We start from the raw sequence: 11,706 nt of genomic DNA, 5'->3' as shown, positions 1-11,706 counted from the left end.
GCCGGGCGACCCGGCGGCCTTCTCTCGGGGCGCGCGAGGCGCGATCACGCGGGGCGGCGCCGGGCGGTCAGCACCGCGCCGGCCACCACGCACACCAGGCCGACGACCAGCAGCACGAGCGGGATCGTGGTCTTCAGCAGCGTGATCTGGCTCTTGGCCTCCTTGGCCGATTCGACCAGGTCGCTGACGGTCTCGGGGGTCATCTTGGCGGTGGCCACGAAGGCGACGGAGCGCTCGACGCCGTCCTGCGTCTTGAGCACCTCGTGCCGCTGCTGCTCCTGCTTGACCGGAGAGCCGCTCACCGGCTCGATCCAGTACGTGTTCACGCCGTCGTACACCCGGTCCACCTGCACCTCGCCGGAGTCCTCCAGGCCGATGACGTCGCCGGGCGCGGTCAGGGTCTCGGTCTTGGTGGGCGGCACGGTCTGCTGGAACTTGTAGACCGGCAGCCCGTTGACGACCTCTTCGCCGACGAACTTCGTCTCGTACGCCTTGCCGGTGGTGGAGTTGAACACCTGGTAGGACTTCTTCTCCACGTTGAACGGGAACAGGTAAATCTGGCCGGAAAGCTGCACCGGCTCCTTGTCGATATTGGCGCCGCAGCAGTTCACGCCCTCGCCGGTGTATTTGTTGAACGCGCTGCGGCGCAGGGTGTAGTCGATCCCGGTCTTGCCGTTGGTGACGTCGTTCACGGCGGTGAACTCGTCCCACACGACCCGGTCGTCGTCGGCCGCCTCGACGTCGCCCCTGGTGGTGACGGTGATGTCGAGATCCCCGGTGACCACCTTCAGGTCGCCGATGCTGAAGTACTGCGCGCCGGCGGCCTCCAGCTTGCTCACGCCGTAATAGCCGGCCGGCGCCGCGATCAGGCGCTCGGCGACCTGGAACCGCACGAGGGGGGCGAGGACGACCAGGAAGGCTCCGATTCCGATCAGCACTACACCGATGACGCGACGCATCGCTCCTCCTGGGAGAGTTCCGCTGTGAAGGTGTCCCGCTCGCCTATAACAGGTTCCACTTCGCGATATGTTAGTGGCGGGTATCACCGGCGTCACCAGGGATGCGGAATAGTGACCGAAGAAAATTCTGCCATAGTTTCCGCGCCCGGCGCGGAGGACCGGTCCACAGGCCGGCGGGCGGAGGGCGAGTCGCCGGCGGCTGTCGAGTCCCAGCCCGGCGAGCGGAGGGCGGACACGCCCGCCGCGGTGAAGGCCCAGCCCGTGGGGCCTCCGGTGAGCGAGGCGCCGCCGGCCGTGGAAGGGCACCTGGACGTGCTGGACGGGGTGCGGGCGATAGCGGCGCTCGTGGTGCTCGTCTACCACGTCGCCGCGCAGACCGGGCTGTCGTTCCAGGAGGGGTTCGTCAACGGGCTGCTGTCCCGGGGCGACCTGGGCGTGCCGGTGTTCTTCCTGCTCTCCGGCCTGCTGCTGTACCGGCCGTGGGCGAAGGCCGCGATCGAGGGCACGGCCGGGCCCGGCGCCCGCCGCTACCTGCTCAAGCGGGCGCTGCGCATCCTGCCGGCGTACTGGGTGGTGGTGGCGGTCGCGCTGGTGTGGTTCCACCCCGGCGCGGCGCGCGACCCGCTGAACTGGCTGCCGCTGCTGCTGCTCGTGCAGAACTACGTGAGCGAGCCGTGGTGGGCGCCGGGGGTGGGGCCGCTCGGCCTGGGCCAGATGTGGAGCCTGTCGGTGGAGATGTCGTTCTACCTCGCGCTGCCGCTGATCGCGCTCGCGCTGCACGCGTACGCCGCGCGCGGGCCCGCCGGCCCGCCCGCCCGCGCCGTACGGCTGCTGGCCGGCATCGGCGCGCTCGCCTCGCTGTCGCTGGTGTGGACCCTGTTCATGCACGTCGGCGGCTCGCATCCCGAGTACGGCCTGTGGCTGCCGCGCCCGCTGCCCTACTTCTGCGCCGGCATGGCCCTGTCGGTGGTCGCCCTGTGGGCGCACGCCGAGCCCGATCCGGCCGCCCCGGTGCGCCGGCTGACCGCCGGGATCGCCCGGTCCTGGGTGAACTGCTGGATCATCGCCGGGCTGACGCTGGCGGTGGCGGCCACCCCGCTCACCGGCGGGCGCTTCCTGGAGGTGCAGGACCTGTGGACCGACCTGTTCGAGACGGCCCTCTACACCGCCTTCATCCTGGCCCTGCTCGCGCCGGTGGCCTTCCTGCCCGCCGGTCCCACCGTGCCCCGGGCGATCCTGGGCAACCGGGTGATGCGCTACCTGGGCCGCGTCTCGTACGGGATCTTCCTGTGGCAGTTCGTGGTGATCCTCGGCTACTGGCGGCTGGCCGGGCTGGAGGAGTTCAGCGGCGACTTCCTCACCGCTTTGGTCGTGTGCGGCGGGATCACGATCGCGCTCGCCGACCTGACCTACCGGCTGGTGGAGAGGCCCGCCCTGCGCCTCCACAGGTACGCCGGGCGGCCGTCCGGGCGGGAGTGAGCCAGCGCGCCGTAGCCGAGCGCGGCCACGCCCAGGCCCACCAGCGCGCCGGGCACGACGAGCCCGTTGAGGGTGTTCCAGCGCCGGAAGGCCGCCGCCTGCTCGGCGCTGTAGCGCTCGTCGCCCTCGGAGGTGCGCATGTCGGCGGCCAGCGCGACCACCTTGCCCTTGCGGTCGGGGGTGCGCAGCGTACGCGTCAGGTTCTCCCTGACGGCGATCACGATCCCGCTGTCCGGCTCGACCCAGTAGGTACGCGTCCCGTCCAGGTACGGCGTGGTCGGCACCTCGGCCTCGCCGCGCAGCCCGAGCACCCGGGCCGGCAGCGGCAGCCCCGGCTGGGCCATGCGCTCGTTGGCGAAGCGCTGCACGTAGCGGTACACGCGCAGGCCGCGCAGCTCCTCGATGCCGTCGAAGCGGGCGGTGACCGGCCGCCGCACCAGCAGGTCGTACACCGGGTACGCCACCGGCCGGGCGCCGAACGGCCAGCGGAAGGCCAGCCCGCGCGACCCCGGGCGGGTCAGCTCATCGACGTACGCGCCGCAGCAGTCCACCAGCTCGCCGGTGCGGCGGTCGAAGGCGACGCGGCGCTCGTGGTAGTCCAGCCGCTCGCCGGTCACCGTGGTCAGCGAGACGAACTCGGTCCACACCGCGGTGTGGGCGGTGGCGGCCAGGCCGTCGCCGTACCGGGCGATGGCCTGGTCCAGCGACACCCCGCGCCGGGTCCGCAGCCGCAGCGTGTCGAAGAACGTCGCGTCCGCGGTGCGCATGTGCACGATCCGCGACTGCTCGGCCGGGATCGCCAGCGCGCCGGGATAGACGTAGAACCGGGCGAGCAGGCCCAGCGTGACCAGGAACGCGCCGCCCGCCAGCGCGAGCACGGCCAGGTACCGCCGATCGATCACGGCACCTCCGCCCGTGGCCGCTCCTCCTCCGCCGCCGTGTCCCGGGGCTCGGCGGCCCGGTAGCGGGGCGGCGGCGCGGGCCGTACGGTGCCGATCGCCGCGAACAGCAGGCCGAGGACGGCCAGGCTCGCGACCCGGGAGAGGATCTGGCCCGGCGTGCCGTCGTAGCCGACCGGGCCGCCGGCCGCCAGGGCGACCCCGGCGACGCCCATCCCGGCGAGCACCGGCCAGGGCGAGGCGAGCGCGCGGGCCACCGCGTACGGGCGGCCCCGGCCGTGCTCGGCCGCCGCGACGCCGCGCGCCCAGAGCGCCAGCGCGGCGACCGCGCCCAGCACGACCGCGCCGCCCCAGCCGCCGACCCAGTAGCCCAGCGCGGGCGCGGCCGGCCACAGCCACGCGGCCCGCACCGCCGCCGGCGGGGCGGCGGCCAGCGGGGCGCGGGGCCGGTCGCGGATCAGGCACAGGGCCAGGACCAGCGCGACCAGCGCGAAGCCGAGCACCAGCGAGGCCCGGTAGAGCCCGTTGGGGGCGTACACGATGGTGACGGTCCCCTCGGTCCCGGCGGGCAGCCGCCACGCCTGGCGCCAGCCGTCCAGCCGCGCGGGGGCCAGCTCGCGGCCGTTCACGGTCGCCACCCAGCCCCGGTTGTGGTTCTCGTTGACCACCAGGTACGACGCCTCGCCGGCGGAGACCCGCAACCTGCGCTCGCCGGGCCCCCAGGCCAGCACCTCGGCGGGGCGCATGAAGGTCCGCCCGGCCCTCTCGCCGGCGTCCCCCTTGCCGTCCTCCTCGGCGTCTTCCTCGGCGCGCACCACCAGGGAGTCGAAGCGGAAGCCGGTGCCGGGGCGGGCGCGCACCCGGGCGGTGCCCGCCTCGATGGTGACCGGGCGGCAGGTGCGGTAGTCCAGCGGGCGGCCCGCGAGCAGGTCCCCGACCGTGCCGGAGACGATCTCGGTGCGCACCGCCGAGCCGTCCACCTCCAGCACCGGGCCGAGGCCGCACGGCACGGTGAGCGGCACGTCCTCGTACGACGGCAGCGGCTCGACGCCGGGGATGCCCACGCCCAGGACCTCGACCGGGCGGGTGCCGGCCGCGCTGAAGGTCAGCTTGATCCGGCTCGCCTTCATCGGCGCGAAGGTGATCCAGCCGTCGGGCCCGGCCCAGCCGCGCCGGGTGCCGCCGTCGGTCTCGATCGTCACCCGCACCGGGGGCGCGCCGAGCCGGGTGTCGGGGAAGTCCACCCTGATCCGGGAGAGCTGGACGGTCTTGCCCAGCTCGGCGGTGAGCCACGGGGCGAGGTCGCGGTCGGAGGCGTACCAGATGGTCCTGCGGTCGTCGTCGAAGGCCGCGTACGCGCCGGTCGCGGGCACCTCGCCGAGCGTGGAGGAGGCGGCCACGCGCGGCCACACGCCGGGGAAGGCGAGCATCCGCCCGGCCAGCGCCTGGTCCACGATCGTCACCCGCCCGCTCAGCACCTTCTCGCCCGCGGTCTCGACGGGGAAGGAGCGGTCGAAGCCGTACCCGTCGTCGCCGAGCGCGCCCAGCGCCTCACCGCAGGTCCACGCGTACGAGCCGCGCATGCAGGAGGAGATCGCGTCGGTGCGGCTGGTCACGATCACCGGGTCCTCGGCCCCGGCGAGGTCCGGCACCACCAGGGTCCGGCTCGGGGTGACGCCCGGGATCGCCACCTCGCTGATGCCGACCCGGCCGTTCGCGCCCGGGGCGACCTTGTCGATCGAGATGCGCAGGGTCCGGGTGCGTCCGGAGCGCACGTTGAGCGCCTGCCAGCCGCCGGCCGCGTTCAGCCGGGTGCGGGCGGTGCCCGCGTCGGTGCGCACCACCACCTCGGTGACCTGGGCGGCCTGCGTGGAATCCTCGAAGACCGCGCGCAGCGGCGCCACGGCGGTGGGCTCGGTGAACTCGACCTCCAGCCACTGCTCGGTGGGCGGGGTCCAGCCGGTGGAGCGCCAGCCGGTGCGCACGTCGCCGTCCACCGCGCTGTACGGCTGCCGCCCCGGGTCGCGGCTGAGCGCGTCCAGGCTCGACTCCGAGGACGACGCGCGCACCGAGGCCACCCCGCTCAGCCAGGCCACCGTCTTCGGCTGCGCCCACGCCGGATCGACCAGGTCCTCCACCGGCCCGACGCTCTCGAAGGGCTCGTCCTCGGCCAGCGTGGCGGTGCGGGAGCGGCGGATGTCGCCGATCGACATGTCGCGGCGGCGCATGGTGTCGGTGAGCACCGACTCCGTGGCCGTGCCGGGGTCGGAGCCGAGCAGCACCGGCCGGTCGTCGGTGAGCACGCCCTCCTCGGCGATGGTCAGCAGCGCCTCCGGGCCGCCGGACACGCGCACCGCCCGGTCCGGGACCGTGCCCGCGACCGGCGCCGCCCCCCTGACCTCGTAGATCTCCAGCGCCGTGTACGGCTGGTCCAGCCAGCCCGCCCCGGTCACCGACTCCGCGGCGCCCACGGCCGGGCCGAAGCCGGCGACCCGTACCAGGCCGGGCGAGCGCTCCAGCGCCTCGTGCACCCGGGCCGGCCAGGCGCCGCCGAGCGTGACCCGGTCCAGGTCGTTGCGCACGAGCAGGTAGCGCACGCCGATCCGGCGCAGCGTGTCGGTGAGCCCGGCCGAGCCGTTGCCGCTCGCGAACCGCTCGTCGATGGTGTCGATCAGCCGGGCGCCGCCGACCGACCCCCAGGGCACGTTGGTGTTGCTCGCCCAGCGGGCCTTCTTCAGCAGCGGCTGCATCGGCTCGTCCAGCGGGCGTCCCCAGGTGAACTCGCCGCGCCGGGTGCCGGGGAGCGCGAGCACCACGCCGTGCCCGGCGCGGGCGTCCAGCCAGGCGGCGGCCTGCCGCCAGTAGCCGGGCACGTCGGGGAACGCGCCGCCGGGGGCGATGCCCGCGGTCGCGATGGGCACCAGGCTGAGCGCGACCAGCCCCGCGCCGGCCGCGGCGGCGGGCAGCCGTACGCGGGCCCGCTTCAGCCCCACGTAGGACACGAACGCGGCCAGGCCGAGCGCCACCGGCAACCGGATCACCGCGTTGAACTTGTGCAGGTTGCGGAACGGCGACAGCACCCCGTCCAGCAGGTCGCGCACCGGCTCGGCGAACGGCCCGGAGTGCCCGGCGACCAGGACGAACACGCCCAGCATCAGCGTGATGACCAGGAAGGCGCGCTCCGGGGTGCGGCGCAGGGCGAGCCCGGCCAGGCCCGCCCCGGCCAGCAGCGCGGTGACCGCGATCAGCCACGGCGTGACCGCGTGCGCGTAGCCCGCCGGCAGGTACGGCCGCCCGTCCACCGGCAGGTACGCCACCCAGTCGTTGACCCCGCGCAGCACGTTGGTGAGCGAGCCGACCAGCGTCGTGGTGGTGCCGTTCTCGGTGTACTCCAGGAACGGGGAGACGTAGCGGCCGAGCAGCACCAGCGGGGCCAGCCACCACAGCGACACCGCCGCGACGGCCGGGACCCACCAGGCGATCAGGCGGCGCTTGCGCGGGCCGCCCCGGCGCGTGAGCAGGTAGACGCCGGGGACGACGAGCACGGCCAGCTCGGCGGAGGCGTTGATGCCGCCCGCGCCGACGAACGCCAGCGCCGACAGGCAGGCGGCGCGGCGCGGCGACAGCTCGCCGTCGGCCCCCTTGACCAGCGGCAGCATCATCCAGGGCAGAATCGCGCTGGGCAGGAACTCCGAGGAGTTGAAGCCGAGCAGGGTCTGGGCGTGCGGCGCGAACGCGTAGGAGATCCCGGCCACGATCCCGGCGATCGACCCGCCCATGCGCAGCGCCTTCACCAGGGCCGCGACGCCGGTGAAGGCCAGGCAGAGCACCAGCGACAGCCACAGCCGCTGGATCACCCAGGGCGGCATGCCCAGGGCGGCCCCGGCCGTGTAGAACGGGCCCATCGGGAACAGGTAGCCGTACGCCTGGTTCTGCAACTGGCCGAAGTACGACGGCTCCCACATGTGCAGCGCGCGGGCTAGGAAGCCGAGCGGGTTGACCGGCATGTCGAGCTTGGTCTCGGCGATCAGCTTGCCGGGGGCCATGTAGAACGCGACCGCGACCATGAACGCGCAGCCCGCCAGCAGCCGCAGCCGGTGCCGCAGCGTGGTGTCGGCCGCGCCCAGCTCGGCCGGGGGCGTGGTCAGCCGGCGCAGCCACGCGGGCGCGGGGCGCCCGGTCCTCGCCGGCTGCTCCGTCCGCGGATCAGAGGTCAATGCGATCGGTGCTCAGGTCAGATGTTCGGGTCGGGGGGCTGGCAGGGCCGTGGTGGCAGCTAACCGAATATTTCCGGATCGGTGGAGTTCTGCGGCTATCAGCCCGGTCATCGTAGCGCCGGCCCTCCCCCAGGTGAACTCGGCGGCCCACGCCCGGCAGGCCCGCTGGATCTCCGCGCGCCTGACCGGGTCGCGCAGCTCGCGCAGGGCCGCGTCCACCACGTCGGCCAGGTTCTCGCCCTCGCGCACCAGCCAGCCGGTCACGCCGTGGCGTACCGAGTCGCGCAGGCCGGCCACGTCGTACGCCACCGTCGGCACGCCGAGCGCGGCGGCCTCGATCACCGTCAGCCCCCAGCCCTCGAACTCCGAGGCCGTCACGTTCAGCCGGGCCGCGCCGAGCACGGCGTTCTTGGCCGGCTCGGCCAGGAAGCCGTGCAGGTGGACCCGGCCGGCCACCCCGCGCCCCTGCGCGTGCGCGGCGAGCCGGGCGTGCTCCTGCCCGCGCCCGACGACGTGCACGTGCAGGCCCGGCCAGGACTCGCGCAGGTCGGCGGCCAGGTCGATCACCCGCTCGACCCGCTTGTGCCCGACGAGCCGGCCCAGGTAGACCACGGCCGGGTCGCCGGCCACCACCACGCCGGTCGCGACGGGGCGGGCGGCCGGGCTGCCGTTCGGGATGACCTGGATCGGGGCCAGCCAGCGCAGCCGCTCGCGCAGCTCGTGCCGGGAGGACTCCGAGACCGTGACCGTCACGCACCGCCGGTAGAGCAGCCGCGCCACCGGGCCCTCGATGAAGCAGCCGATCCTGGCCGGCCAGCGCGGGAAGAAGGCGTGGAACTGCCGGTCGTGCACGTGGTGCACCAGCGAGATCACCGTCGTGCGGCGGCGTACGACGAGGGGGGCGAAGAACGGGATGCCGTTCATGCAGTCGATGACCACGTCGAAGCGGCGCCTGCGGAACAGCAGCCAGAGCGGGACCAGCAGGTAGACCAGGTACTTGCCGCCCATCCTGCGCAGCTCGATCCCGTCGCGGGTCTCCGCGCGCGCCTGGCCGGGCTCGCGTGCGGTGGCGAAGGAGACGGAGGCGCCCTGCGCGATCAGGTGCCGGCTGATCTGCCAGGCGTACTGCTCGGCGCCGCCCGCGGCCTCCTGCTGGGGCTCGCGGAAGTTCAGCACGGCCACGCGCACGCCGGGCAGCAGGGGCCGCGTACGCGCCGCGGCGTCGTCCTCCGTACGACGGCTCGCCGCGAGCCGCACTCCGGCGGGCGGGACCGGGCCGGGTGCCTCCCATGCGCCCTCGACGGCCACTGACCACTCCTTCACCGGTTCGCGGGCATGACGAACAGGACTCGTGACGGGGGCATCCGACATCAAGCGGGAAAAGGGACGCGGGGCCGGGCATGACCCCGCTCGGCTCACCTGCCGCCGTAGTTGTACAACGGCTGGTTGGGCGGCTCCGGGGTGGGAGCGGCCACGTTCACGACGGCCACCGAAGCGCCCACCGCCAGCACTGCCCCAACCGCCAGGGCGGCGATCACTCGCAACACCGAGGTTCTCCCTCCAACGCAGCGGAACGCGTAGTGGGCGTAGATTAGAACGCGTCTCACCTTTACCGCCATGGAGTTCGCCGAATCGTGATAAATGGACGCGGCGTCCAACAGGGCTTCAGAGCCAGCATATCGGCAGGTCACAGCCGCAGCAGCAGCACCTCTCGACCACCGAAGATTATTCTGGCCTCGGGCAGGCGATACAGGAACACGTTCTCGTACGGCCGCAGGATGAGGACGTACCGAATCCCCTCCGCGCGCAGCGCGGCGGTCCGCCCGCCGGGGGCGCCCAGGAGCCGGCCGACCCTGCGGGCCCGCGGGTCCTCGGCCGCCAGCCGCAGCACCCGCCCGTCGCCGAGCCGCACCGGCAGGCTGTCGTCCCGGATCACCCGGCGGGCGAACAGCTTGGTCGCCGGGTCGAGCACCACCCCGCCGCCCGGGTTCCAGCGGAACGCCCGGTACGCGCCCCACGGCAGCGTGAGCAGCGCGCCCGGGGCGGGGTCGGCGTTCACGATCGCCTGAACCCGCCGCCACTCCCCCGGGTACTCCACCGCCGTCAGCCGCCCGAACGCGCCGAACGCGAACGTCGGCAGCACCAGCACCGGCACGAGCAGCGCGGCGCCGCGCGCGGCCAGGGCCGCCGGGCGTACCGGCATGGTGATCCCGGCCACCGCCGCCCCGAACCCCAGCGCCTCCAGCAGCACCAGCGGCGCCAGGTACGCCTGGCCGTCCCGCAGCGGCCCGAACCCCGGCCACAGCCCGATCAGCGCGCGCACCGCCCCCGGCGCGAACGCCCCGGCGCACGCCACCGCCAGCCCGGCCGAGGCCGCCACCAGCAGCCCCGCCCAGTACGCCGGCCGCTCCCCGCCCGGCGCCCCCGCGCCGCCCCACCCGCGGCGCAGCGCCACGTACGCGGCCACGGCCACGGCCGCGAGCACCAGCCGGGCGGCGGCGAGCAGCCAGGACCCCTGCCCCGGCACGTCGGCCGCGGCGTTCCAGATCCCGCCCAGCGACAGCAGGCTGCCCAGCGTGCCGAACGGCCCGTCGGCGCGGGCGGCGAAGGCGTCCACGCCGCGCGGGTCGGTCGTGGCCCCCGCCAGCAGCGCCGGGACGGCCCAGGGCAGGCTGAACACCGCGAGCAGCGCCAGGCCGCGCGGCCGGCGCCACCCCGACACCGCGAGCACGGCCGGCGCGGTGACCAGCATCGCCTGGAACCCGCCCACGGCGGCCGGCAGCAGCGCGAGCGCCAGATGCCACCACCTGCCGCGCGCCGCCCGCACCGCCCACGGCAGCCCCGCCAGGCCGAGCAGCAGCGCCCACTGCCCCAGCAGCAGCCGCTGGGCCAGGTAGGCGTTCCAGGCGTAGAACGCCGCCGTGGCCAGCCGGGCGAGCACCCGGTCCCGGGGCACCAGCGCCCCCGCACCCGCCGCCCCCAGCACGAAGATCCCGAGCAGCACGCCCTTCTGCACCAGCTCGGCCGGCAGGACGGCCGCCAGCGCCGCCACGACCTGGTCACTCGGCACCGCGCGCGGGAACCCCGACGCGGGGAACACCAGCGGCGGGTCGGGCACGAACACCATGTCGTAGCGCAGCACGAACCCGGGTCCCAGCGCCGGCCACAACGCCAGCACCCCGAGCAGCGCCCCCACCGCCGCAGGCCCCCAGCGCGCCACCCGCCGCCGGACCCCACCCGCCCGGAGGACAGCGCCCCGGCCGCCATCCGCGCTCGCGTCCACGGCCCGGCCGCCCGCGCCATCCACAGCCGCCTCAGGCACGCCCGCCCTGTCCACAGCCCATCCGAGCCACGGGTCAGGGCCGCGGCCGGAAGAGCACCATGTTCACGTACTCCTCCCCCGGCCGCAGCAGGCGCGGGATGAACCCGCGGGCCACCTCGGCGGCGCGCTCGGCCTGGTGCGCGGCCAGGTCGAACCGCTCCAGCGGCACCCAGCGCCCCTCGGTCAGGACCGATCCGGAGTAGCCCCAGCCGGCCAGCAGGTCGATGACCAGCGCGATGTCCTGGTGCCTGGTCTCCAGCTCGACCAGCAGCAGCGGCCGGTCGCGGCGCACCGTGCGCTCGGCGCCGCGCAGGGCGGCCAGCTCGTGCCCCTCGACGTCCACCTTCATGAACCGGACGTCCGACAGCCCCAGCTCGTCGATCGTCACCGTACGCACCTCGACCGGCTCGCCGGCCTCGTGCACCAGCGAGGCGGTGGCCTCGGCCCCGCGCCCGCCCGGCGGCAGCCACAGCCGGGCCGTGCCGGACGCGTCGGAGGCCGCCGCCGAGACCACCCGCACGTCCGGGAACGCCGCCGCGGCCAGGGCGGCGAGGCGCGGGTTGGCCTCCACCGCCACCACCGAGCAGCCCAGGCGGCGCAGGGCGGCCGTCCACGGGCCGTACCAGACCCCGACGTCCACCGCGGTGCCGCCGCGGGGCACGAACTCCGCCGCCCGCGCCAGCTCGGCGTCCAGGCGCGGGTAGACGGCCCTGATCAGCGCGCCGAACCAGCGCAACGGCATGGCGCCGGCGACCGCGCTGCGCAGCGCGACCCCCGGCGTCATCGCGGCCGACCCGAAGAGAGCATGTCCCGCAGCCTACGCCGTGGCG

8 protein-coding genes are annotated in these 11,706 nt (G+C 74.9%); 1 reads left to right on the top strand and 7 read right to left on the bottom strand.

Annotation, left to right across the window (positions count from 1 at the left end; translation table 11 throughout):
- Window positions 1-44: 44 nt before the first annotated feature.
- Window positions 45-959: a cell envelope lipid trafficking protein PgfA gene (gene pgfA, locus HNP84_RS22530; protein ID WP_185051759.1), complete on the bottom strand. Its 915-nt coding sequence runs from the start codon at window positions 957-959 to the stop codon at window positions 45-47.
- A 273-nt stretch (window positions 960-1,232) separates the two neighbouring features.
- Between pgfA (HNP84_RS22530) and HNP84_RS22525 the strand changes: the two genes are divergently transcribed.
- Entirely contained in the window at window positions 1,233-2,438 is a 1,206-nt protein-coding gene (locus tag HNP84_RS22525; protein ID WP_185051758.1) for an acyltransferase family protein, read from the top strand.
- Here HNP84_RS22525 and pgfA (HNP84_RS22520) read toward each other — a convergent pair.
- From pgfA (HNP84_RS22520) to HNP84_RS22500, 6 genes are all read right to left on the bottom strand, one after another.
- Entirely contained in the window at window positions 2,369-3,340 is a 972-nt protein-coding gene (gene pgfA, locus HNP84_RS22520; protein ID WP_185051757.1) for a cell envelope lipid trafficking protein PgfA, read from the bottom strand. The genes HNP84_RS22525 and pgfA (HNP84_RS22520) overlap by 70 nt on opposite strands.
- A complete protein-coding gene (locus HNP84_RS22515; protein WP_185051756.1) occupies window positions 3,337-7,554 on the bottom strand; it encodes an alpha-(1->3)-arabinofuranosyltransferase domain-containing protein in 4,218 nt (1,405 codons plus the stop codon). Before HNP84_RS22515 ends, pgfA (HNP84_RS22520) begins: the two co-directional genes overlap by 4 nt.
- 12 nt (window positions 7,555-7,566) lie before the next feature.
- Window positions 7,567-8,862 carry a glycosyltransferase family 4 protein gene (locus HNP84_RS22510; protein ID WP_376771935.1) on the bottom strand — a complete coding sequence of 432 codons (1,296 nt, stop codon included), beginning with the start codon at window positions 8,860-8,862 and terminating at the stop codon, window positions 7,567-7,569.
- 107 nt (window positions 8,863-8,969) lie between these two features.
- Window positions 8,970-9,101 carry a hypothetical protein gene (locus tag HNP84_RS55145; protein WP_281396233.1) on the bottom strand — a complete coding sequence of 44 codons (132 nt, stop codon included), beginning with the start codon at window positions 9,099-9,101 and terminating at the stop codon, window positions 8,970-8,972.
- A 140-nt stretch (window positions 9,102-9,241) separates the two neighbouring features.
- Entirely contained in the window at window positions 9,242-10,876 is a 1,635-nt protein-coding gene (locus HNP84_RS22505) for an MmpA family trehalose lipid delivery protein (RefSeq protein ID WP_312925490.1), read from the bottom strand.
- Window positions 10,877-10,910: 34 nt separating this feature from the next.
- Complete coding sequence (locus HNP84_RS22500; RefSeq protein WP_185051754.1) at window positions 10,911-11,660, bottom strand: FkbM family methyltransferase; 750 nt, start codon at window positions 11,658-11,660, stop codon at window positions 10,911-10,913.
- Window positions 11,661-11,706 lie beyond the last annotated feature (46 nt).

Source organism: Thermocatellispora tengchongensis (assembly GCF_014202315.1).
Classification (GTDB): Bacteria; Actinomycetota; Actinomycetes; order Streptosporangiales; family Streptosporangiaceae; genus Thermocatellispora; species Thermocatellispora tengchongensis.
Note: the sequence above shows the minus strand (reverse complement) of the source record. Positions and strands in the feature narration are given on the sequence as shown.